This is a genomic window from Rhizobium sp. PEPV16 (assembly GCF_008919455.1).
Classification (GTDB): domain Bacteria; phylum Pseudomonadota; class Alphaproteobacteria; order Rhizobiales; family Rhizobiaceae; genus Rhizobium; species Rhizobium leguminosarum_Q.
In genome coordinates this window covers 1-22,118 of the sequence record NZ_VSZV01000328.1, presented here as the reverse complement: position 1 = coordinate 22,118, position 22,118 = coordinate 1, and the positions used below count along the sequence as shown (strand labels likewise).

Here is a 22,118-nt window from a genome sequence, read left to right as displayed (position 1 = left end):
TCGGTATGGCGCTTTGGGGGCGTCCGGAAGCGCCCCGGATGTTCACCATATGCCCCGCATCGGCACGATGATTCGGGCCTCATTGCGGCGGCGGAAGGGCAGGCGGAAAGGGTTTTCGTTAGTGATTTATAAACCATAATCATTAGAATTGTCGCTATCGCTGCGAAATCGTTCGTAAATTTGCCACGAACTTAGCAAGATTAAAGCCTCGTTAGGCGGGCGGGAATAAGGCGCTATTGCCCCAGGATGGGGCAGGGTTCCTTTAACCATAACGATCTTTGAGCGGCGTGGGGCATATGAAACTGGATTACGGGGCGGCGTCTTTCGCAACGACAGCACGGTGGCTGGCGATCTCGGCGATGTGTGCGACGGTTGCGGCTTGCGGCACGACGCAGGCGGTGCCGAAGAAAAAATCCCACGGCAAAGAATATTTCTCCGAATCCGAATATGGCGTGAAGGCGAGCCCGCGGGTCGCCACCGGCAACAATATCCCGAAGGGCGGCGGCCGCTACATCGTCGGCAACGCTTACGAGGTGAAGGGCAAGTGGTATTATCCGAAGGAAGATTTTGCTTATAACAAGGTCGGCGTCGCCTCCTGGTATGGCTCTGCCTTTCATGGGCGCCTGACGGCGAACGGCGAAGTCTACGACCAGATGCATCTTTCCGCCGCACATCCAACCTTCCCGCTGCCGAGCTATGCGCGCGTCACCAATCTCGAAAGTGGTTCTTCCGTCATCGTACGCGTCAATGATCGCGGTCCCTATCACGAAGGCCGCATCATCGATCTTTCCAACAAGACGGCCGATATGCTGGATCTGCAGCACAGTGGCACCGGCAAGGTGCGCGTGCAATATGTCGGCCGCGCCCGCATGGACGGCCACGACATGCCCTATCTGATGGCCTCCTACGCGCCGAAGGGCAGCCGCATTCCCGGCGTCAACCCAGAAGGCCAGATCGCAACCGGCGTGATGGTCGCCTCCAACAGCCGAAAGATCACCCGCGACCAGTTGCAGAGTTCGGAAGACTACGAGACGCCGGCCAACGTGCCGGTGCCGAGGTCGGCCACCTCTTATGCCGGCTCGACGCCGAGCGCCCACAACAATGCGGCAGGCGCCGCAGCAACCGCTCAGGCACCGGCTGCCCATGTTCTGGTCGCGCCAACAGCGCCGTCCTTCAACAATGGCGCTCAGGCGATGGACCAGATGGTCGTGCTGCCGGAGATCGGTCCGATGCCTTACGAGCGGCCCCAGAATTCGCTGGCGCTCGGCTACCAGAACGAAGAGGTGAAGACGGTGACCGTCGATCTCGCCTTCGACGCGGTGATGGTGCGCAATGACGGGCTGACCCAAGAGTCCATCCTTGCCTCGGCCAAGCGCCAGCAGGCAAAGTTCGCCGCGCGCTGAGCATGGCATTGCATCGGATTCCCCCTCGCTCTAACCTCCCGACATACGCCGCTCCATAAGTGGAAATTGCGATGCTGAAGCCCGCGCTTCGCCTGCTTGCATGCCTGATGCCGTTCGCCACCGGAGCCTTTGCAGCCGATGGCGGTGCCGCCGGTTTCGCCACCAAGGCGGCGCAGGCCTATATGATCGAGGCTACCACCGGCACTGTGCTTCTCGCCAAGAACGAGGATCAGGGCTTTTCGCCGGCTTCGCTCGCCAAGCTGATGACGATGGATCTCGTTTTCGACGCGGTGACCAAGGGCCAGATCACGCTCGACACCGAATATCCCGTTTCCGAATATGCCTGGCGGACAGGCGGCGCGCCGTCGCGGACGGCAACGATGTTTGCCAGCCTGAAATCACGCGTGCGCGTCGAGGACCTGATCAAGGGTGTCGCCATCCAGGGCGCCAATGACAGCTGCATCATCCTCGCCGAGGGCATGGCCGGAAGCGAGCAGCAATTTGCCGGGTCGATGACGCGGCGTGCCCGCGAGCTCGGCATGGAGAAGGCGGAGTTCGGCAATTCCACCGGCCTTCCCGACGGCAAGAGCAAGGTGACGGCACGCGAGATGGTGACGCTCGCCGCCGCCCTTCAGCAATCCTATCCGAACCTTTACCCCTATTTCGCGCAGCCGGATTTCGAGTGGAACAAGATTTTCCAGCGCAACCGCAACCCGCTGCTCGGGCTCGATCTCGGCGCCGATGGGCTTGCGACCGGCTTTACCGAGGGCGAGGGATATTCGATCGTCGCTTCGGTTCAACGCGACGGCAGGCGGCTGTTTCTGGCGCTTGCCGGCATCGCTTCCGACAAGGAGCGGACGGAGGAGGCCAAGCGCGTACTCGAATGGGGGCTGACGGCCTTCGAGAACCGGCAGATCTTCGGCGACAACGAAGTGATCGGCGCCGCCAGCGTCTATGGCGGCACGGCGCGCACCATCGATCTCGTCGCCAAGGCGCCGGTCAGCGTCTATATTCCGATCAGCAATCCCGACCGGCTGTCGGCGCGCATCATCTATCGCTGGCCACTGACGGCGCCGGTCAAGCCGGATAGCCAGGCGGGAACGCTCAGGATTTTCGCAGGCAGCCGGCTGCTCAGGGAGGTGCCGCTCTATACGGTGCAGGCAGTCGGCGAGGGCTCGCTCAGCAGCCGGGCGGTCGATGCCATGCTGGAACTCGGCGAATCGCTGTTCTTCTCCTGGCTCTGGGACAAGCCCGCGCCCGTCTGACGCCCGATTTCTGGTACAATTTGCCGGGAAAGGTGAATATGTCGCCGCGGCGAAAGGTTTTCCTCCCTGATATCTTCGGATAGATAGAAGGAGCGGGGCGCGTGCGGCGCCTGGAATGCGGGAAGTTGTCATTGTCATCCAGTACGGGATTGTTCGTTACGTTTGAAGGCGGGGAAGGCGCTGGGAAATCCACGCAGATCCGCCGCCTCGCCGAGGCGCTGAAGGGCGAAGGTCATGACGTGCTGATGACGCGCGAACCGGGCGGATCGCCGGGCGCGGAGGCCGTGCGCCACGTGCTGCTGTCGGGTGCTGCCGAAGCCTTCGGCACGCGGATGGAGGCGATCCTTTTTGCAGCGGCGCGCAACGACCATGTCGAAGAGGTGATCCGGCCGGCCTTGGCCGCAGGCAAGGTCGTGCTCTGCGACCGCTTCATGGATTCCTCCCGCGTCTATCAAGGCATCACCGGCAATCTCGAGCCCGACTTCATCGAGACGCTGCAGCGCATCGCCATCAACGGCGTCATGCCGGATTGCACCGTGATCCTCGACATCCCCGCCAAGGTCGGGCTGGAGCGGGCGCAGAAGAGGGCTGCTGCCGACGGTCCCGATCGCTTCGAGAAGGAGCGGCTGGAAACGCACGAGAAACGGCGCGATGCCTTTCTCGATATCGCCGCCCGCGAGCCGGAGCGCTGTCACGTCGTCGACGCCATGCAGACGGAGGAGGCGATCGCCGCCGAGATCCTGGCGATCGTCAAACAGCTGCTGTCGCCGGCAGGCCGTGCCCGAATGCCGGAAGCCGCTCATCATGAATGAGGCCCATCATGAGTGAAGAGAGGCCCGGACTGCTCGACGGCGCCATCTGGCCAGGGGAAAACACCAGGCTGTTCGGACATGCGGAGGCTGAAGCCTTCCTTGCGCAGTCCTATCGGTCCGGCAAGGGCCACCACGCCATCCTGATCGAGGGGCCGGAGGGCATCGGCAAGGCGACGCTCGCCTTCCGCTTTGCCAATCACGTGCTCTCGCATTCCGATCCAGAGACAGCGCCGGAGACGATCGGCGATCCCGATCCAGCCTCTCCCGTCAGCCGGCAGATCGCGTCGGGCGCCTCGCATAATCTGCTGCACCTTGCCCGGCCGGTGGACGAAAAGACCGGCAAGGTGAAATCGGCGATCACAGTCGACGAGGTGCGTCGCGCCGGCAAGTTCTTCTCGCAGACATCTGGCACCGGCAACTGGCGGATCGTCATCATCGATCCGGCCGACGACATGAACCGCAATGCGGCCAACGCCATCCTGAAGATTCTGGAAGAGCCGCCGAAACGGGCGCTGTTCCTGGTGCTCTCGCATGCGCCGGGACGGCTGCTGCCGACGATCCGCTCGCGCTGCCTGCCGCTGAAACTGTCGCCGCTTGCCGATGATGAACTCGTCGCGGCCCTTGCTCATCTCGGCATATCGGGCGAGGGTGGAGCAGTGCTTTCGGCCGCCAAGGGCAGCGTCGGCGAGGCACTGAAACTCCTGAACTACGGCGGCGGCGAGATCATCGCCGCTTATGACGAGATGCTTTCCGCGGAGGGGCCGACGGCCCGCAAGGCGATGCATCGGCTGGCCGACGCGCTTTCGGGTCGGGAAAGCGACACGATCTTCGATTTCTTCGTCAGCCATGTCGGCGACGACATCATGAACCGGGCGCGCTCGGCGGCCGGCGAGGGGCAGATCGCCGCAGCGGATCGGCTGGCGCGGCTCTATTCCGAGATCACCGAGCGGCTCACCATTTCGGATGGCTACAACCTCGACCGCAAGCAGACGATCATCAGCATTCTCGCCGATATCAAGCAGCCGGGCCTTTAAAGCGCGTCACCGATGACACTTTTGGCACCCTGCTCTGATCAGCCGGTCAACAGCTTCAATGCGACGACAGCAAGCGTGACGGCGAGGACGATGCGGATGGTGCGTTCGTGCAGCTTCGGCGCCAGAAGGCTGCCGATGATGATACCGGGGATAGAGCCGATCAACAGGGCAAGCAGCATCGGCCAGTCGATCTCGCCGATCAGCCAATAGCCCATGCCGCCGATCAAGGTCAGCGGTACCGCGTGGACGATATCGGAACCGACGATCTCGCGCACATCGAGCCTGGGATAGAGGACCAGCAGGATCGTCACCCCCAGCGCGCCGGCGCCGACCGAGGTCAAGGTGACGAGGACGCCGAGAACGAACCCGAGAATGACGGTGAGGGCGAGGATGGTCGTCGGCTTTGGCGGCGTTCGATCGCCGATGGCGCGCCGCGCTAGTTCGAGGATCGGGCCTCGGAAGACCAGCATGATCGCGGTCATGACGAGAAGCCAACCGAGCGCCGTGGTGATCGTGTTGGTCACGCCGATGCTTTTGCGATCGACCCCGGCCAGCAGCCAGAGCATCAGCAGGGCGGCCGGCAGGCTGCCGGCTGCGAGGCTGCCGACGATCTTCCAGTTGACGCGCCCATGCATGCCGTGAACGGCGGTGCCGGCCGTCTTGGTAATTGCCGCGTAGAGAAGATCGGTACCGACGGCAGTGGCGGGATGGATGCCGAAGAGCAGTACCAGCAGGGGCGTCATCAGCGAACCGCCGCCAACGCCAGTGATGCCGACGAGGGCGCCGACGAACAGGCCGGAAAGCGAATAGAGCGGCTCGAATGTCAAGCAAGCGCCCCTGACGACGCCCGGCCACGACCATTCCGGTAGATGAAAACTCGCACTTCGTTCTTGTCCTGCCCTCTTTCCCAAGACGGGTAGATTGGGCGAGAAGCTGAGTCAAGTTCACGCCCCCATCGTCCCGGAAATCATCGACGGCGGCGAAACTTGAGGTTTCGCTTGACGGTGACATGCGCTAAGAGCGGCTGACCATTTTTATAGAGTTAGCCGGACATTGGCCGCCATGACAGACAAGACACCCTTCTACATCACTACCGCGATTTCCTACCCTAACGGCAAGCCGCATATCGGCCATGCCTATGAGCTGATCGCGACGGATGCGATGGCGCGCTACCAGCGCCTCGACGGCAAGGATGTGTTCTTCCTGACGGGCACCGACGAACATGGCCAGAAGATGCAGCAGACGGCGCGCGCCGAGGGCATCACCGCGCAGGCGCTCGCCGACCGCAACTCCGGCGAGTTCCAGGCGATGGCGACGCTGCTCAACGCTTCGAACGATGACTTCATCCGCACCACGCAGGAGCGCCATCACGAGACGTCGCGCAACATCTGGAAGCTGATGGCCGACAATGGCGACATCTACAAGGACAGCTATGCCGGCTGGTATTCGGTGCGCGACGAGGCCTATTACCAGGAAAACGAGACGGAGCTGCGCGCCGACGGCGTGCGCTACGGGCCGCAGGGCACACCTGTCGAGTGGGTGGAAGAGGCAAGCTATTTCTTCAAGCTCTCCGAATATCAGGAGAAGCTGCTTGCCCATTACGAGGAAAACCCTGATTTCATCGGCCCGGCCGAGCGCCGCAACGAGGTGATCTCCTTCGTCAAGTCGGGCCTTAAGGACCTCTCGGTCTCGCGCACAACCTTCGACTGGGGCATCAAGGTGCCGGACGATCCGGCCCATGTTATGTATGTCTGGGTCGACGCGCTGACCAACTACATCACCGCGACAGGCTATATCGAGGACAGGAACGGTCCGCGGGCGAAATACTGGCCGGCCGACGTGCACATCATCGGCAAGGACATCATCCGTTTCCACGCCGTCTACTGGCCGGCCTTCCTGATGTCGGCGAAGCTGCCGCTGCCGAAGCGGGTCTTTGCCCACGGCTTCCTGCTCAACAAGGGCGAGAAGATGTCGAAGTCGCTCGGCAACGTCGTCGATCCGGTCAATCTGGTGAACCATTTCGGCCTCGACCAGGTGCGCTACTTCTTCCTGCGTGAAGTCTCCTTCGGCCAGGACGGCAGCTATAGCGAAGAGGCGATCGGCACGCGTATCAACTCGGACCTCGCCAACGGCATCGGCAATCTGGCCAGCCGCTCGCTGTCGATGATCGTCAAGAATTGCGCCAGCAAGATCCCGGAATGCGGGGCGCTCAGCGACGAGGACAAGGCGATGCTGGCTGAGGTCGATGCGCTGCATGCCTCGACCCGCGAGGACATGGGCAAGCAGCAGATCCACCGGGCGCTCGCCTCGATCATTTCGGTCGTTTCCGAGACCGACCGTTATTTCGCCGGCCAGGCGCCGTGGGCGCTGAAGAAGACCGATCCCGAGCGCATGGGCACGGTGCTTTATGTGACTGCCGAAGTCGTGCGCCAGATCGCCATCCTGCTGCAGCCCTTCATGCCGGAATCCTCGGCCAAGCTGCTCGATCTGGTCGCAGCACCTGCAGACAAGCGCGACTTCGCCGCTCTTGGGCAAGCCGGCCGTCTCGTTGCCGGAACGGCACTCGAAGCGCCGACGCCGGTCTTCCCGCGCTACGTGGCTCCGGAGGCTTGAGGCCGTGCTGATCGACACGCATTGCCATCTTGATTTCGCCGACTTCGAGGCGGAGCGGGACGAGATCGTCGCGCGCGCGCATCAGGCTGGCGTCGCGCAGATGGTGACGATCTCGACGCGGGTACGCAAGCTCGAGACGCTGCTTGCCATCACTGAGAAATATCCTTCGGTGTTCTGCTCGGTCGGCACGCATCCGAACAATGCCGACGAAGAGCTGGATATTGAGACGGATGAACTGGTGCGTCTCGCCAATGCCCATGAGAAGGTGGTGGCGATCGGCGAGGCCGGTCTCGACTATTTCTACGACACACAGAAACCTGAGGATCAACAGACCGGCTTTCGCCGGCACATCGCGGCGGCGCGCGAGACCCAGCTGCCGCTCGTCATCCACAGCCGCAGCGCCGACGAGGACATGGCAGACATCCTGACCGAGGAAAGCGGGAAGGGGGCCTTCCCTTTCATTCTCCACTGCTTCTCCGCAGGCCCGGAACTTGCCAAGAGCGGCGTCGCGCTCGGCGGCTATATCTCCTTCTCGGGCATCCTGACCTTCCCGAAGTCGGAAGAACTGCGCGAGATCGCCAAGACGGTTCGGCATGATCGGCTGCTTGTGGAAACGGACGCGCCCTATCTGGCGCCGAAGCGCTGGCGCGGCAAGCGCAATGAGCCGTCCTATGTCGTCAACACGGCCGAAGTGCTCGCCGATACGATCGGCGTTTCCACCGAAGAGGTCGCGCGGATCACGACGGAGAACGCTTTCCGACTGTTCTCGAAGATGCCGAGGATCTAGCGGCGTGCTCTACCGGCGGCGTTTCACCATTCTCGGCTGTTCGTCGTCACCGGGCGTGCCCCGCATCACCGGCGACTGGGGCGCCTGCAATCCCGACAATCCGAAGAACCGACGCACGCGTGCTGCCTTTATGGTGCAGCAATTCGCACTCGATGGCGGCGTGACGACCGTCGTCATCGACACCGGCCCGGATTTCCGCGATCAGATGATCAGGTCAGGGGCCGACCATGTCGATGCCGTGCTCTACAGCCATCCGCATGCCGATCATATTCACGGTATCGACGATCTGCGCGGCTATTTTCACAACACCCGCCGCCGAGTGCCGATCTTTGCCGACCAATTTACGATGGACAGGTTGCGGGAAGCCTTCGGCTATTGCCTGGAAACGCCGCCGGGCAGCAATTACCCGCCGATCGTGCTGCCGATCGTCATCGAAAACCTCGACGCGCCCGTCGAAATTCATGGTCCAGGCGGGACGATCGCCTTCCATCCGCATATCCAGCAGCATGGGGATATCCACTCGCTCGGCTTCCGCATCGGCGATGTGGCTTATTGCAGTGATATCAGCGATTTCCCACCGCAGACCGTCGAGAAGCTTCAGAACCTCGACATGCTGATCATCGACGCGCTGCAATATACCTACCATCCGAGCCATCTGTCGCTGGAACAGTCGCTCGACTGGATCGGCCGGTTGAAGCCCAAACGGGCGATCCTCACCCATATGCACACGCCGCTCGACTACGACGTGGTGATGGCTGAGACGCCGGACCATGTGGTGCCGGCGTATGACCAGATGAGTTTTGAGACCGAGGTCAGGCTCTAAAGCTTGAACCCGCTCGCTTGCACGTAGGGCAGCAGTTCGACGCCGCCGCGGTGGATCATGTCAAGCGAGACATAGAGGATGATCAGCAGGCCGACATAGGCGATCCAGCGATGGTTGGTGAGCAACCGGGCGATAAAGTTTGCGGCAATACCCATCAGCGCGATCGACAGGGCAAGACCGATGACCAGCACGCTCGGATGTTCGCGCGCAGCACCGGCAACGGCCAGCACGTTGTCGAGCGACATCGAGACGTCGGCAATGACGATCTGGGTCGCCGCCTGGAAGAAGGTCTTTTTCGGCGCACCTTCGGCACCCACCGCTCCGTGATGCTCGCCATGGCCGGCGCGAAGCTCGCGCCACATCTTCCAGCAGACCCAGAGCAGCAGCAGACCGCCGGCCAGCAGCAGGCCGACGATCGCCAGCAGGTAGACTGCGACGCTGGCAAAGAGAATGCGCAGAACGGTCGCGGCCACGATGCCGACGATAATCGCCTTGCGGCGCTGTGTCGCCTCGAGGCCGGCAGCAGCAAGACCGATAACCACGGCGTTGTCGCCGGCGAGAACGAGGTCGATAGCAATGACCTGCAGCAAAGCCGTCATACCGGCTGCCGTAAACATGTCCATATGAATATCCCCAATACGTCAAAGCCGTGCTAGCGTCTCGAAGGTTTGACGTCAACCGCTGAGCGATTTCGCAGGCGGCGTAATTTGCGCGTCTGCGCGTCGAAATGGCTGGCGGCAATGAAACAGCAGGCGATACAGCGGAGCATCGCCATTCCCTTGGAACATTCAACACAGCCGCCGGTTCTTCAAGTCAGGAAACCAGACTTCGGCCAAACTTCGGCTTGGCGGCTGGATCCAGATACCGAGAGGAGAGTCCCATGGGCAGCATTTACAATGATACCAACCCGGCCTTTTCAGGCCCGACAGGCGGCAGCAGCCTTGCTGCATTCTTCGACAGCCGATCTGACGCCGAATCCGCCGTCTCCCGTCTTGAGGACGCGGGCGTGCCGGTTGCGAGAATAAGGCTGATGCCCGGATATGAGGCGGGCGCAAAAAATACCGGCGCGATGAGCGACGACCGCAGCGGCTTCTTCGACGCGCTGGCAGACTTCTTCTTCCCCGACGAGGATCGCGCGGTCTACGCAGAAGGGCTGCGGCGAGGCGGTTTCCTCGTCCAGGTCAATGATGTCGATGACGCGCTCTACGAGACCGTCCACGATATTCTGGACGACGAAGGCAGCATCGACATGGATGAGCGTGCAGATCTCTGGTCGTTGGAGGACAGGCAACAAGGCGCGTCCAATACCGGTTTTGCCGGCCAAGCCTCCGGCGGCAAATCGTCGGACGATCTCGCCGTGTCCGAGAGCGCATTCGACGACGCCCGCCCAGTGGCAATGCGCGACACCACGCATGGAAGCGCCAAAGTGCGCGCCTATACTTTGCCCGGCAGTAACGAGCCATCGGACGATGCCGATCGGCAATCGCAAAGCCAGTCGCAATCCCAGGGCGGGTCTCACCAGAGCCAGGGTTTCCGGCGCGACCATTGATCTTATGAGGCCCGGCCCCAATGCCGGGCTTCATTTTTCTCGCTTACCCTATTCGAGGAGATGTCGATGCAATCATCCATCAACCGCCACGGCCTTCCGCCTGAACCCGACGAACTGATCGCGGAAGGCGATCCGCCCTTTGCCGATGCGGCTGAGCAGACCGCGCGTGAAAAGGCCGACGAGAGCCTGCATGCCCTGCAGCATGAGGTCAGGCTGCTGAATGCCCGTATAGGCGTGCTGCGCGAGGATGCCGAAGCGGCGCTGAAAGCCAAGGCGGTATCGGTCGATGCAAGCGCTCATGTCCAGCTTGGCGATTATCCCTGGCTGAAACTTGCCGCGGCGATCGGCACAACCTTCATTGCAGCCAGACTGGTTCGGCGTCTTGCGCTCGGCGTACTGCTTGCGGGATTTGTTGGTCATATCCAGGAGGTGAGACGGCAGTGACGGATCGTCGTTGATGATGGCTGTCTGGTGCGGGGGGCGAGTTTGATACGCGAATAAGCGCTCATGCTAGAAGCAGGCCAGCAATTCCGGCAAACGTCCGACACCGCCAGGATCGCGAAACGAACCGCATAAGCGATACTCGCCATACTTGCTGCAAGGACGGCTTTCGCAAGAAGATTGGCGAAGCCCAGCGCAAAGACCGCCAATGCCGCAATGGTGCCGGTGGCGCTGCAATCCTCTTCTTGTGCCGCCTGCATCGATCTTTGCCGCTTCGCCCAACGAATTCCGCTTGCTTCCTGATGAGGACCGTCAATATCACGTTCGCACTTTCGGGTGGAACGACCTTGATCTTCGTCAAAGCGCGGGAGACACCTCTGCGCTATGATAACCTCCACCATTCGGAGGACATCAGCCGTGAAAGCGCAATTCCATTTACCGCTGGCCACCTATCCAGACGCAAGCTCCTTCTCGCTCCTTCAGAACGCTGTCGCTGTTTCCCTTCACCAGAAGGCCGGTTTGACGGCAAGCATACCGCTGGTCAGGGTCGAACCCTTTCAGCCGCGATTTCCATCACTCATTGACGTCGACAGAATGCGTGCGGAGGCGGAGCGCTTGAGTAAGGACAATGGAACCGTTCTCGGGCAGACGCTCCGTGATTATGCGAAAAAAGCCGAGGTCGAGGTCGATATCCAGCCATTCGATGCGAGGGAGCCATTTGTCGCACAAACTCTTGCCGAACTGTCGCGCGCATATGATCTTTCCATTTTGGAAGCATCTGTGCTGATGAGGCCGCTGATCGAGAGCGTGCTGTTTGGAAGCGGTCGACCGCTCCTGCTTTTTCCCCCGGATAATTTCTCCGGCCGGATCGATGCTGTTGCCGTCGCCTGGGATGGAGGAGCCACCGTGGCGCGGACACTGGCGGGTGCCAGGTTCTTGCTGGAACAGGCTTCGCGTGTCGTCCTGATTTCCGTCACCGATGATAAGCAGATTGACGAGCGCAGCCGAGATCACCTTGCGGCTGCGCTTCGGAAGGCTGGTCTTGCCGTCGATGTCGCAGCCGTTCAAGCGAAGGGAAACTCACCGGCCAGCGTCATTCAAGCTGCCGCCCTGGAACGCAAGGCAGATTTGCTCGTCGCCGGCGCATTCGGCCATTCGAGACTACGCGAATTCCTCTTGGGAGGGGTGACACGGTCGCTGTTGACCCACCTCGAAATGCCCACTCTCCTTTGTCACTAATTCAGAGTGCGCGCGTCGCGTCGACGATAGTAACAATATCGCCATCACCGAAAGTCTGATGCCGCAACCAACGCTTTGGAAGGAATCAATGAACCTGCGCGACGTCTGAAGGCATCGGCTTGGCCAGCTCCTTGACGATCGCTTCAAGCGCATCGGCCGTCGTCCGCAGGCCGGATGACCGCGCAATTTTCAGTGCCGCTCTGCAGTGAGCGGACAATTCGTCTTGCTCCTGGTAATCATTCGTCGGAAATACGATGCCCGCATATTGCGATGGGTTTCCGGCTTCATCCCTAAAGCAGCGGCCCAAGGCCGCCACGGCGACTATTTGCCCGCTTCGATCAAATACCCGATAGTCACAGCGATACGGATTTCCTGTGATCACCGAATCTGAAATCGCCCTGGCCACGGACGGCTTGTCGTCCGGATGAATCCGGTCGAGGTATCTGATGACCGGCAGCCCCGTGAGAGTCTCTTCGGGATCAAGCCCAAAGAGGTTTGCCAGCGCCGAATCCGCATAAACCTTGTCGGTCGCCAACTCCCAGGTGAAAATGCCCGGCTCGTCGGTAAAAGAAAATTCGGACGTTCCCAAAGCTCTGTTGACAAGACTCATTCCGCATCCCCGGTCTGCACGCCAATGCTGCCGGGTGGTTACGTCACCTGGCTCTTGAAAGAATGCGACGCGCTCGATCAATGACCGGGCGGTCGACCATTTCACCCCCGATTTTAACTGCGTTTCCATCAGACGCAACTGCAAGGACAATCTGAGGGCCCGCGATCGCCACACCAGCTCGTTGTGCGCAGCCAGCAGCGTCGTTTTCTTGACGTGTACAGCGAAGGTGTGCTCCACCTCGGCTTCGACGTTCCAGAATGCGACGAAGCTGACAAGGCCGGCGCGAAGGGTTGACGGAAATCATGACGAAAATCGATCTCAATTCTGATCTGGGGGAGGGGTTTGGGCCCTGGCGCATGGGCGACGACAAGGCGATCCTTGACGTCGTCACTAGTGCGAACATCGCATGCGGCGGCCATGCCGGAGATCCAGCAACCATGGTGGAGACGCTGGCGCTCGCAAGCGAGCGGGGTGTCGTCGCCGGCGCTCATCCGGGCTTTGCAGATCGCGAGGGCTTCGGACGACGCCTGATCCCCTTGAGCATCCGGGAGGTGGAGCAGCTTGTCGCAACGCAAACAGGGGCGCTGATGGGAGCTGCGGCTCTGGCAGGCGCCCAAGTCCGTTACATCAAGGCGCACGGCGCACTCGCCAATTGGGCGGCCGACGAACGGCCGGTCGCCGACGCCATCATCCGCGCAACCCGAGCGGTCTCGCCGGAACTTGCCATACTGGCGATCTCCGGGACAGAGCTGGAACATGCGGCCCGCGTTGCCGGGATGACCGTCTTCAGCGAAATTTTTGCCGATCGCGGCTATCTCTCCACGGGTCGGCTCGTTCCGCGTACCTTGCCGGGAGCGATGATCCATGACCCCGCGGAGGCGGCATCTAGATTGATCGGGTACCTATCCAGCGGCCTCATGCCGACGGTCGACGGCGTCCCGATCCCTCTCGATGCGCACTCGATCTGCGTTCATGGGGACAGCCCGGGAGCGCTTGCCATGGCCGTCCACGTGCGCCGGGAACTGCAAAAGGCAGGCATCGAGGTGGGTCCATTCCTTCAACAGACAAAGGAAAACAGGTGATGGCCAAAGGCTATCTTATCGCCCAGGCTGCCGTCACCGATCCGGAAGCCTACGGGACCTGCGCGCGGGCTGCGGATGCGGACTTCATTCTGATCGAAGGCGCCGACTGACGTGTCAGAGGACCCGTCCGCATCGTCCGGCAGCGTTCCGACCTACCGCCCGGTGGGCGGGCACGCGGTGCTCGTCGAATTCGGCGCGACCATCGATAAACGGATCCACGATCAGGTCGTCAAGCTGGATGCCGCCTTGAAGGCGGCACCCTTTGAAGGATTCGTCGAAGCCGTTCCGGCCTATGCCAGCATTCTCATATGCTTCGACCCGCTCGTGGCCGATCATCGGACGACGGAGGCGGCCATTGCCGAGCGTCTGACGGCCGAGGCTCCACAGACGATCGGAGCGATGCGCGAAGTCGACGTCTGCTACGATCCTGATCTTGCGCCCGATCTTGCCGCCGTCGCCGAGGCGAGTGGATTATCGCCGGAAGACGTCATATCCACCCATCTCTCCGGCGACTACAGCGTCTTCATGTACGGCTTCGCTCCAGGATACGCTTACCTCGCAGGCGTGCCCAAAGCCATTCAGCAGCCGAGGAAGCCGGCGCCTATTCGTGGCATCGCTGCCGGAAGCGTGCTGATCGCCGGTCCGCAATGCCTGGTGAGCACGCTCGCCATGCCGACCGGCTGGTGGATCATCGGCCGCTCGCCGACAAAGATCCTCGACGCCGCGTCCAACGACCGTCCGTTCCTTTTCGACGTCGGAGACGCGGTGCGTTTCCGCCGCATATCGAGGGCCGAATTCGACGCGAGGTGCCCCGCATGAGCGAAGCCGTCCTTGCAATCAACTTCGCGGGTCCTCACGTCGCTGTCCAGGACGAAGGACGTCACGGATTCATGCGGTATGGCGTTCCGGCCTCCGGTCCGATGGACAGGACCTCGTTTGCAGCCGCCAACGCCGCCGTCGGCAATCCTGCCGGTCAGCCGGCAATCGAAGTCTCCATGGGCGGCGTGGTTCTCGACTGCGTGTCGGGGGACGTTACATTCGCCGTCGCCGGAGGAGGCTTCATCGTAGAGCATGCCGGCGACAAGCGCGGCGCATGGATGGTCGCCACCTTGAGAGCCGGGGAGCGGCTGGCGATCCGTCCGGGACACTGGGGAAGCTGGACGTATCTGGCCTTCGCCGGTCATATCGAGGCGAAGACCTGGCTGGGCAGCATGTCGACTCACAGTCTCTCCGGCCTCGGCGGCGGGCGCCTTGCAGCCGGACAGACGCTCACTATAGCCGATCCGGACGTGCGGGATGATCGAAATGGTCCGATCACATGTCCGGTCATCGCAAGACCGCGATCCGAGCTGCGTGTGGTGGTCGGTCCGCAGGATCGGTTCTTCTCGAAAGAAACCTTGTCGAATTTCCTTTCGTCGCCTTTCCGCCTGAGCGACGCCTATGACCGCATGGGGGTACGCCTCCAAGGTCCGTCGCTTGCGCCAAGTGCGGCGCTGGACATGCCGTCGGAAGCGATCGTGCGGGGCTCGGTGCAGGTGGCCGGAGACGGTGTTCCCACCATTCTGCTGGCCGACCATCAGACGACCGGAGGATATCCCAAGATCGCCACGGTGGTGGATTCGGACCTGGACGCCTTCGTCCAGCTACGCCCACGCGACCATGTCGGTTTCCTGGCCGTGACGCCGCAGCATGCGATCGAGCACATTCGGCTTCGGGCATCGACGATGTCCCGTTACCTCGCGGCAGTCCGCGACGGACCATGACGCCCGAACATAGGCGTGTCGATCTGAAGGGTAGGGCGGCGATAGTCGCTTGGAGCTGCGGTTAGCTCGAAGTACTGTTCAGAAAAAATCCACATTCGGTTCGGGGGCACCATGGATTTTCTGAACATCGCGGCGATCATTTTCTTCCTTCTCGTCTGGGTGGCCGTCGAGCCTTTGATGGCAGCGGGGTGGCCGAGGAAGAACGACAGCCTTTCCGTTGACATGGTGCGCATTCGCGCCGCCTGGATGCGGGAGGTGCTGACGCGAGACAACAACTTCATCGGCGATGCCGCGATCCTCGGGCACACGATCAATTCGGCGTCCTTCTTCGGCTCCGCCAATCTCATCGTCATCGTCGGGCTCAGCGGCGCGCTGTTCATGGAGCCGAATTATGGATCGGGCGGTGGCCTGATCGCGATGTTTGCGGCCCAGGACCCGGCGTGGTTTTTCCAATGTAAGGTCCTCCTGATCATGGCGACGCTGCTGCGGGGCCTATCCGATTTCATCTGGGCGGTCCGGCAGATCAACTACTGCCTGGCGTCGATCGGGGCGAGCCCATCCCGCGATGAGGAGAGGGACATCGCCAGCTGGACGAACGCCCTGACCCTGGTTTTGAACCCTGCGCTTCGATCGTTCAGTGTCGGCGTCCGGTCTTATTACTTTACCTTCGCTGCCGCCTTCTGGTTTCTCGGGCCAATCCCCTTCGCTGTTGCGACCATCCTCAGCGTCGGCATTTTGATCTGGCGTCAATCCTGGTCGGATGCTGCAAAGGGGATCATGGCCATACGCAAGCTGCTTGACTAGAACAGGACGATTTCAGGCGCGGTCGGCCTAAAATTTGAATCCTGTTCTAAATTTAAGAGTTAGAGCATGATGTCGTCCGAAAAACGCGCACACTTTTCGGCATCATGTTCTAAAGCCTGGCCTTAGGCTGGGTTGCACACAAGCGGTATTGGCGGTGTCCGATGGATCGTCTCGAAGCGATGCGCATGTTGCTGGCGGTCGTCGACGCCGGGAGCATCTCAGCCGGCAGCAGGAAGTTGAACGCGCCATTGCCTAGCGTCAGCCGCAAGGTGGCCGAACTTGAACGCCATCTTGGGGCAAACCTCATCGTCCGCACCAGCCGCAATCTTCAGCTGACTGATGCCGGGCGCGATTATGTCGACGCCGCCCGAAAGATCATGGCGGATCTCGATGAGGCCGAACGAAGAGCGTCCGGGGAATACCAGACGCCCAGAGGCGTGCTGACGATCACGATGCCGATCGAATACGGGAGCCGATACGTGCTGCCCATTGCGCTGAGTTTCATGGATAAATACCCGGAGGTGTCATTGAACCTCCTCTCGCTCGACCGCACGGTCGATCTCGTATCCGAGCAGGTGGATATCGCAATCCGTCTCGGCGACCTCGCCGACAGCGCCCTCCATGCCGTCAAGATCGGCGAATTCCGCCTGCTGACCTGCGCGAGCCCCGCCTATCTCAAGCGGCATGGCATGCCCGAGCGTCCCGGCGATCTCATCGATCGCGACGGGATCATCTTCAACAAGCGGACATTCTTCTGGACCTTCGACGTCGATGGTACGCCGATGGAGGCGGTGCCCCGCAACCGGCTGGAAGTGAATACCGCGGCAAACTGTGTTGCGGCGGCCGTCGGCGGGGCGGGGATCGCGCGGCTGTTCGACTATCAGATTCCAGACGAGCTGGCGTCCGGCGCGCTCGTTCCCATCCTCCGCGATTTCGACGGCCCACCCCAGCCCATTCATATCGTCTACGCGAGACAGGGGCTTCTCGCGTTGAAGGTACGGGCTTTCGTCGACTGGGCACTGCCGCGGCTGCGCTCGCAATCTGTCTGTGAAGATAATCCAATATTATCTGGATGATGCGATGATTTCTTCAACCGTATGTTTCGGGTTTTGAAGATGCGGGAAGTGACCAATTTCCGGCAGAATGTCGAGTTTCGCTCCGATCTTGCCGGCGAACTCAATGCCCATTTCCCTTGCGATGTAGATGTCCTTCTCGCCCCAGATCACTTTCACGGGCGTCTTGAGCCGGTCGAGGTTGGCCTCCAGGTGATGCTGGTCGCGGGTGAAATTCGCGTAGTAGTGGGCAAAGGCGTCCGCCGACGTGACGCCGTCAAGGCTCCACGAATGGAACATGTCTTGCTGGACCTCGATCGGCAGATCGAATTGCTCGACGGGTGAGAGGCCGCGCCTGTGCACGTTCTGAAGGATCTCGTCGCTGGTCTTGTTCATGTAGGCTCGGGTCGGCGAGGCGGTCGGCTCGGCTTTGAGGTTCTGCAGATTCTCCCACATGTATTGCGGCCGGTCGAACGGCGCGAAGTCTCCGACGATAATCTGTCTGGCGATCGTTGGCTCGTCGAGAGCAAGCAGCAGGACGGGGAGGGCAGCGATATCAGTCGCGTAGATCACGAGCTTCGACCGGTCGATGCCTGCCCGTTCGATATAGGCCTTCAACACCTGGGCGTACGCCTTCGGCGCGTAGGAAAACCGCACGAAGGCCGGGCGCGACGATTGCCCGTAGCCCGGCCAATCGAAGGCGTGGACGTCGTAGTCGTGAGCAAGCGTTGTCGCGATGCCCTTCCAGACCATCAGCGTTTCCGGAAATCCATGCAGGAAAAGCACGGTGCCTTTTGGAGCGGGGGCGCGGACAACCTTCCTCCTCAGCGTCAGGAGATCGTTGATCTCGATGAAGTCGACGGCGTCTTGCGCGGCTTCTCCGGAAGCGGAAGCGAAGGCTTCATCCGTGTGGGAAGACGGAGTTGCTGCGACTGATGCAGCATTTGCGGTTCTGTCCTTAGACATAGGACGTCCTTTCTGAACGGCGGTCAGCCAAAGCCCAAAAGCCGGCTGTCTCCACAAATAATTGAGCATGGCGTCAGCCCGCGGTAGCCGGAGAAAGTGAGAGGAACCCTCTCGACGGCGGCAGCGCTGCAACCCGGCTGCCCAAGACTGACATCTGAACGAGAGGGTGCCTCTCACTTTCCCGAGGTGCCGGCCGTCCGTCGACCCGCCCAAATATCCACCAGCCGCCGATTTGAGACAGCTCGTTGGCGTTTGCTTGCGGACGGCAGAGCGTCGGCCGCGACAATATAAGGAAGAACTGATATGACTGACATTACCCAAAGCAGACAGGTTGCGGCCGCCCCCGACAAGGTCCGCGGCCTCCCGGGCCACGCCACTGTCGGCACGAACGATCTGGATGCCGCCTCGGTATTCTACGACAAGCTTCTGGCCGTGTTCGGGATCGGACGAGTCCTCGTCCAGCCCAACCGAGCCATCTACTACGGTCATCGCACGCTCGAATTCGGCATCATCAAGCCGTTCGATGGCCGCCCTGCCACCGTCGGCAACGGTGGAATGATTGCTTTCGAAGCGCCGTCCCGTTCAAAGGTCGACGAAGCCCATGCAACTGCATTGGCGGCGGGTGGCTCGGACGAAGGGGCTCCTGGTCCGCGTGGCGAGAACGGCACGGGTCCTTACTGCGCCTATTTTCGTGATCCCGAAGGCAACAAGTTTCTGATCTTTCGTTCCGGCGCGGACGCGGCCTGACATTTTCGGCATTGAAGCGGGCAGGGCATCTTTTCCTCTCCTCGATATCACCAAAGGACACGGCATCATGGCAACGCTGAACGTTTTGAAACACCGCGACGTATCGCGCCGCTCGCTGCTGTCAGGCTTTGCCGCGGCCGGCATAACCGCCGTTCTCCTTCCGCGCACGCCCAACGCCGCTGATGTTGTTGGCGCCGCATCCGAGGAAATCCGACCTTTCAAGGCTGATATCTCCGGCGCGGCGCTTACAGATCTCAGGCGGCGTCTTGCCGAGACCCGGTGGCCCGACGGCGAAACCGTCATGGATCGTTCGCAGGGCGTCCAACCCGACAGGCTGAAGGAGCTGGTGCGCTACTGGCAGTCGTCCTATGACTGGCGGAACGCAGAGAGCAGGCTGAACAGTTTTCCGCAGTTTCTCGCCACTGTCGATGGACTGGACATCCATTTCATCCATGTCCGCTCCCGTCATGAAAACGCGCTGCCGCTGATCATGACCCACGGCTGGCCAGGTTCGGTCTTCGAGCTGCTTAATGTCATCGGGCCGCTCACCGATCCGACGGCGCATAGCGGCACGGCTGATGATGCCTTCCATCTGGTGATCCCGTCGATCCCGGGATTCGGCTTTTCCGGCAAACCTCCAGCTACGGGTTGGAACCCCCAGCGGATCGCGGCTGCCTGGGACGTGCTGATGAAGCGTCTGAACTATGACCGCTATGTCTCGCAAGGCGGCGACTGGGGCGCGATCATCAGCGACGCCCTGGGTCGCCAGGCACCCGATGGTCTGCTCGCAATCCACGTCAACAGGATCGAGCGGGCTACGACGTTTCCAGCGGACGCAGCCCAGGCTCTCAAAAATGGAGGGCCGGCTCCCGATAGCTTGTCTGCGGATGAGAAAGTCGTCTTCGACGAAGCTCGGAACTTCCTCAACAACGGCTTCGGCTACGCAGCGATCATGAGCACGCGGCCGGAGACGGTCGGCTACGGTATTGCGGATTCTCCGGTCGGCCTCGCCGCCTGGCTTTACGACAAGATAGCCGACTGGGTGTATACACGCGGCGATCCCGAACAGGCCCTTGGCAAGGATGCCATCCTCGACAACATCACGCTGTATTGGCTGACGAACACCGGCCCTTCCAGCGGTCGCATCTATTGGGAAAACGTCATGTCGGGCGCCAAGCTCACGCCCGTCCAAGTCCCGGTCGCCGTCACGGTGTTTCCCGGCGAGGTCTACAAGCCGCCAAAGCACTGGCTGTCGAAGGCCTATCCGAAACTTATCTACTACAACCGCGCCTCCAAGGGCGGTCACTTCGCTGCCTGGGAGGAGCCAGAACTTTTCAGTCAGGAGATCAGGGAGGCCTTCAGAAGCTTGCGGTCTTAACGCCGCCGGCCCTTGGTTCACAGTCAGCGTCCCCGAGACCGGTTCGTCGATTGACGTTGGTCGTGCAACGCTTCACAAAGTCCGAAGTTTCGACCAACCCAGCAAAAGCGACGACACCATCGCGGGGACCACGGCCACATGCACATCATCGACGACCGCCATCCTCGCCGCAGAGTGTGCGCATTCCTGACACTGGTACTTTCAACGCTACTGCTGGCGAGCGCAAGCCCCGCCTCGGCGGCTGAGTCGACCAATTCCTCGGCGCCAATCCGGGTTATTATCGAATTGCCGAATGATGATTCCGGACGAGCGCTGGTCAATCGGATCGTCCCCGGCAATCAGGAACCGGCGCAGCCGGTGACAGTCTCGCAAGAGGCGGCACCGACGTCGATTGCCACGTCGCTACAGGATTTGCGCCAGAGGTTGCTCACACTCGTCGACGCAGTTCCGACCTTGCCCGGGCAGATCCAGTCGGCGATCCGGGTCTTCCAAACGGATGATCGTATCGAACCTGTCGGCCTGATCTTGGCGGTCGTGCTCTTCGTCGCAGGCGGGTTCGTTGCCCAGCGCCTTGCCTGGTGGTCAGGGCGAGGGCTACTCCATTTTGTTCTGAACGCGCCCGCCGACACCGTCCGGCAGCGGATCAAGCTCCACGCTGCCCGGCTTTCAATGGGTCTTCTCGCCTTGGTCGGCTACCTGATCGGAAGCCTCGGCGCGTTTATCCTCTTTCCATGGCCTGCCGTGTTTCGCGATATTGCACTCATTCTGCTATCGGCTGCGCTCATGGTGCGCCTTGGCGTGCTTGTGGGCCGCATTGTCATCGCGCCAGGCGCCCGCCTGCCGCATATGCGGCTTCTGACGCTTGTCACCACGCTTGCCTGGTTCTGGTACTACTGGCTCCTCGGAATCGTCGCGGTGCTGGCGGCTGGCTGGGCCACCATTGAAGTGATCGGGACGATCCGGGCTTCACCGATCTTGGTCGACCTCTTTACCGCAGCATGGCTTGGTGTCGTTTCAATCGCTTTGATCGTTATGATCTGGCTGCGGCACTTTCGTTCCGACGGGCCGTCGGTGAGCCGGCTGGTCTGTGTCGGCTTCAGCGCGAGCATCATAGTATCGTGGCTGTTATGGGTGTCCGGGCTCCACGGGGCATTCTGGACAGTGATCGTCATCACGCTTCTGCCGCTTACCGTTTCGGTGGCTCGTGATATCATCCGTCGCATTGTTCAATCCGGGGAGAGGCAGGCGGTCGAAGATCCGGCCATCGTCGGATGGTCTGTTGTCATCATGCAAACGCTGCGGAACGGCCTCATCGTGGTCGCTGCGCTGCTCATTGCCCGGGCGTGGAATGTCAATCTCAGTGACCTTGCCGCTGCCGAAACAGTCACCACGCGTTTGATCCGCGCAGGAATCCGCATTGTTATCGTGCTGCTGGTGACCGACGTTATTTGGAAGCTCGCAAGCACGCTGATCGATAGCCAGATGGCGGTGGCGTCGCGAAGCGAGCAGGGGGGGCATCACGAGGGTCCCGACGCGCGCCGGCGTCAGCGGTTGAATACCCTCCTTCCCATTCTTCGCAATGTGCTGTTCCTGGCGATCGGAGCCGTCGGCTTCCTGATGATCCTGGATGCAGTTGGCATCCAGATCGGACCGCTGCTGGCGGGCGCCGGTGTCGTCGGCATAGCCGTCGGCTTCGGCGCGCAAACACTCGTCAAGGACATCATCTCCGGCGTCTTTTATCTGTTCGACG

Annotated in this window: 23 protein-coding genes; 18 read left to right on the top strand and 5 right to left on the bottom strand. The window is 61.3% G+C overall.

Translation table 11 applies throughout. The features are described 5' to 3' along the window. Window positions 1-296 precede the first annotated feature (296 nt). The 4 genes from FY112_RS22370 to FY112_RS22355 all read left to right on the top strand — a co-directional run bounded on the left by FY112_RS22370 (window position 297) and on the right by FY112_RS22355 (window position 4,514). Window positions 297-1,403, top strand: a complete 1,107-nt coding sequence (locus tag FY112_RS22370) for a septal ring lytic transglycosylase RlpA family protein (protein WP_131718502.1) — start codon at window positions 297-299, stop codon at window positions 1,401-1,403. Window positions 1,404-1,474: 71 nt separating this feature from the next. Continuing rightward, window positions 1,475-2,668, top strand: a complete 1,194-nt coding sequence (locus FY112_RS22365; protein WP_151519308.1) for a D-alanyl-D-alanine carboxypeptidase family protein — start codon at window positions 1,475-1,477, stop codon at window positions 2,666-2,668. Between the two features lie 131 nt (window positions 2,669-2,799). Next, complete coding sequence (tmk, locus tag FY112_RS22360) at window positions 2,800-3,480, top strand: dTMP kinase (protein ID WP_151519307.1); 681 nt, start codon at window positions 2,800-2,802, stop codon at window positions 3,478-3,480. 8 nt (window positions 3,481-3,488) lie between these two features. Continuing rightward, complete coding sequence (locus FY112_RS22355; RefSeq protein WP_151519306.1) at window positions 3,489-4,514, top strand: DNA polymerase III subunit delta'; 1,026 nt, start codon at window positions 3,489-3,491, stop codon at window positions 4,512-4,514. Window positions 4,515-4,552: 38 nt separating this feature from the next. Here FY112_RS22355 and FY112_RS22350 read toward each other — a convergent pair whose 3' ends face one another. Further along, entirely contained in the window at window positions 4,553-5,341 is a 789-nt protein-coding gene (locus FY112_RS22350; RefSeq protein ID WP_151519305.1) for a sulfite exporter TauE/SafE family protein, read from the bottom strand. 235 nt (window positions 5,342-5,576) lie between these two features. On the opposite strand from FY112_RS22350, the gene metG reads away from it, so the two are divergent. The 3 genes from metG to FY112_RS22335 are packed head-to-tail and all read left to right on the top strand — an operon-like array spanning window position 5,577 to window position 8,737. Continuing rightward, entirely contained in the window at window positions 5,577-7,127 is a 1,551-nt protein-coding gene (gene metG / locus FY112_RS22345) for a methionine--tRNA ligase (protein WP_151519304.1), read from the top strand. Between the two features lie 4 nt (window positions 7,128-7,131). Then, complete coding sequence (locus FY112_RS22340) at window positions 7,132-7,914, top strand: TatD family hydrolase (RefSeq protein WP_151519303.1); 783 nt, start codon at window positions 7,132-7,134, stop codon at window positions 7,912-7,914. A gap of 4 nt (window positions 7,915-7,918) precedes the next feature. Next, the gene (locus FY112_RS22335; RefSeq protein WP_151519302.1) at window positions 7,919-8,737 is read left to right on the top strand and encodes an MBL fold metallo-hydrolase; all 819 of its coding nucleotides are present in this window, start codon (window positions 7,919-7,921) and stop codon (window positions 8,735-8,737) included. Here the strand turns inward: FY112_RS22335 and FY112_RS22330 are convergent. Then, window positions 8,734-9,360: a TerC family protein gene (locus tag FY112_RS22330; RefSeq protein ID WP_025394600.1), complete on the bottom strand. Its 627-nt coding sequence runs from the start codon at window positions 9,358-9,360 to the stop codon at window positions 8,734-8,736. The genes FY112_RS22335 and FY112_RS22330 overlap by 4 nt on opposite strands. Window positions 9,361-9,617: 257 nt before the next feature. Here FY112_RS22330 and FY112_RS22325 point away from each other — a divergent pair, with 257 nt between their 5' ends. Further along, on the top strand, window positions 9,618-10,286 hold the full coding sequence (locus FY112_RS22325; RefSeq protein WP_077978166.1) for a hypothetical protein: 669 nt from the start codon (window positions 9,618-9,620) through the stop codon (window positions 10,284-10,286). 66 nt (window positions 10,287-10,352) lie between these two features. Further along, window positions 10,353-10,730: a hypothetical protein gene (locus FY112_RS22320; RefSeq protein ID WP_151519301.1), complete on the top strand. Its 378-nt coding sequence runs from the start codon at window positions 10,353-10,355 to the stop codon at window positions 10,728-10,730. On the opposite strand, the gene FY112_RS36890 is transcribed toward FY112_RS22320, so the two are convergent. Then, window positions 10,703-10,987 carry a hypothetical protein gene (locus FY112_RS36890; protein WP_165504447.1) on the bottom strand — a complete coding sequence of 95 codons (285 nt, stop codon included), beginning with the start codon at window positions 10,985-10,987 and terminating at the stop codon, window positions 10,703-10,705. The genes FY112_RS22320 and FY112_RS36890 overlap by 28 nt on opposite strands. A 157-nt stretch (window positions 10,988-11,144) precedes the next feature. On the opposite strand from FY112_RS36890, the gene FY112_RS22315 reads away from it, so the two are divergent. Continuing rightward, a complete protein-coding gene (locus FY112_RS22315) occupies window positions 11,145-11,966 on the top strand; it encodes a universal stress protein (protein WP_151519300.1) in 822 nt (273 codons plus the stop codon). Between the two features lie 85 nt (window positions 11,967-12,051). Here FY112_RS22315 and FY112_RS22310 read toward each other — a convergent pair whose 3' ends face one another. Further along, a complete protein-coding gene (locus tag FY112_RS22310) occupies window positions 12,052-12,576 on the bottom strand; it encodes a PAS domain-containing protein (RefSeq protein WP_151519325.1) in 525 nt (174 codons plus the stop codon). A gap of 302 nt (window positions 12,577-12,878) precedes the next feature. On the opposite strand from FY112_RS22310, the gene FY112_RS22305 reads away from it, so the two are divergent. The 5 genes from FY112_RS22305 (at window position 12,879) to FY112_RS22285 (ending at window position 17,301) form a co-directional block, all read left to right on the top strand. Further along, entirely contained in the window at window positions 12,879-13,658 is a 780-nt protein-coding gene (locus tag FY112_RS22305) for a 5-oxoprolinase subunit PxpA (protein ID WP_151519299.1), read from the top strand. A gap of 111 nt (window positions 13,659-13,769) precedes the next feature. Continuing rightward, window positions 13,770-14,477, top strand: coding sequence for an allophanate hydrolase subunit 1 (locus FY112_RS22300; protein ID WP_181018263.1), 708 nt, complete (start codon window positions 13,770-13,772; stop codon window positions 14,475-14,477). After that, complete coding sequence (locus FY112_RS22295; protein WP_151519298.1) at window positions 14,465-15,421, top strand: biotin-dependent carboxyltransferase family protein; 957 nt, start codon at window positions 14,465-14,467, stop codon at window positions 15,419-15,421. Before FY112_RS22300 ends, FY112_RS22295 begins: the two co-directional genes overlap by 13 nt. Before the next feature lie 111 nt (window positions 15,422-15,532). Then, a complete protein-coding gene (locus tag FY112_RS22290; protein ID WP_151519297.1) occupies window positions 15,533-16,225 on the top strand; it encodes a DUF599 family protein in 693 nt (230 codons plus the stop codon). A gap of 161 nt (window positions 16,226-16,386) precedes the next feature. Then, on the top strand, window positions 16,387-17,301 hold the full coding sequence (locus FY112_RS22285; protein ID WP_151519296.1) for a LysR family transcriptional regulator: 915 nt from the start codon (window positions 16,387-16,389) through the stop codon (window positions 17,299-17,301). Here the strand turns inward: FY112_RS22285 and FY112_RS22280 are convergent. After that, complete coding sequence (locus tag FY112_RS22280) at window positions 17,290-18,243, bottom strand: alpha/beta hydrolase (protein WP_151519295.1); 954 nt, start codon at window positions 18,241-18,243, stop codon at window positions 17,290-17,292. The two genes, FY112_RS22285 and FY112_RS22280, sit on opposite strands and share 12 nt — an antisense overlap. 303 nt (window positions 18,244-18,546) lie before the next feature. Here FY112_RS22280 and FY112_RS22275 point away from each other — a divergent pair, with 303 nt between their 5' ends. The 3 genes from FY112_RS22275 to FY112_RS38485 all read left to right on the top strand — a co-directional run. After that, the gene (locus tag FY112_RS22275) at window positions 18,547-18,990 is read left to right on the top strand and encodes a VOC family protein (protein ID WP_029874119.1); all 444 of its coding nucleotides are present in this window, start codon (window positions 18,547-18,549) and stop codon (window positions 18,988-18,990) included. A 67-nt stretch (window positions 18,991-19,057) separates the two neighbouring features. Next, entirely contained in the window at window positions 19,058-20,368 is a 1,311-nt protein-coding gene (locus tag FY112_RS22270) for an epoxide hydrolase family protein (RefSeq protein ID WP_151519294.1), read from the top strand. A gap of 138 nt (window positions 20,369-20,506) precedes the next feature. Further along, window positions 20,507-22,118 (top strand): mechanosensitive ion channel domain-containing protein (locus FY112_RS38485; RefSeq protein ID WP_151519293.1); only part of this gene is annotated, 1,612 nt, incomplete at its 3' end.

Coding starts and splice junctions, on each gene's coding strand:
- FY112_RS22290 (WP_151519297.1), top strand. CDS start 15,533: ATGGATTTTCTGAACATCGCGGCGATCATTTTCTTCCTTCTCGTCTGG.
- FY112_RS22320 (WP_151519301.1), top strand. CDS start 10,353: ATGCAATCATCCATCAACCGCCACGGCCTTCCGCCTGAACCCGACGAA.
- FY112_RS22275 (WP_029874119.1), top strand. CDS start 18,547: ATGACTGACATTACCCAAAGCAGACAGGTTGCGGCCGCCCCCGACAAG.
- FY112_RS36890 (WP_165504447.1), bottom strand. CDS start 10,987: ATGCAGGCGGCACAAGAAGAGGATTGCAGCGCCACCGGCACCATTGCG.
- FY112_RS22355 (WP_151519306.1), top strand. CDS start 3,489: ATGAGTGAAGAGAGGCCCGGACTGCTCGACGGCGCCATCTGGCCAGGG.
- FY112_RS22325 (WP_077978166.1), top strand. CDS start 9,618: ATGGGCAGCATTTACAATGATACCAACCCGGCCTTTTCAGGCCCGACA.
- FY112_RS22270 (WP_151519294.1), top strand. CDS start 19,058: ATGGCAACGCTGAACGTTTTGAAACACCGCGACGTATCGCGCCGCTCG.
- FY112_RS22280 (WP_151519295.1), bottom strand. CDS start 18,243: ATGTCTAAGGACAGAACCGCAAATGCTGCATCAGTCGCAGCAACTCCG.
- FY112_RS22305 (WP_151519299.1), top strand. CDS start 12,879: ATGACGAAAATCGATCTCAATTCTGATCTGGGGGAGGGGTTTGGGCCC.
- FY112_RS22285 (WP_151519296.1), top strand. CDS start 16,387: ATGGATCGTCTCGAAGCGATGCGCATGTTGCTGGCGGTCGTCGACGCC.
- FY112_RS22370 (WP_131718502.1), top strand. CDS start 297: ATGAAACTGGATTACGGGGCGGCGTCTTTCGCAACGACAGCACGGTGG.
- metG (WP_151519304.1), top strand. CDS start 5,577: ATGACAGACAAGACACCCTTCTACATCACTACCGCGATTTCCTACCCT.
- FY112_RS22310 (WP_151519325.1), bottom strand. CDS start 12,576: ATGAGTCTTGTCAACAGAGCTTTGGGAACGTCCGAATTTTCTTTTACC.
- FY112_RS22365 (WP_151519308.1), top strand. CDS start 1,475: ATGCTGAAGCCCGCGCTTCGCCTGCTTGCATGCCTGATGCCGTTCGCC.
- FY112_RS22330 (WP_025394600.1), bottom strand. CDS start 9,360: ATGGACATGTTTACGGCAGCCGGTATGACGGCTTTGCTGCAGGTCATT.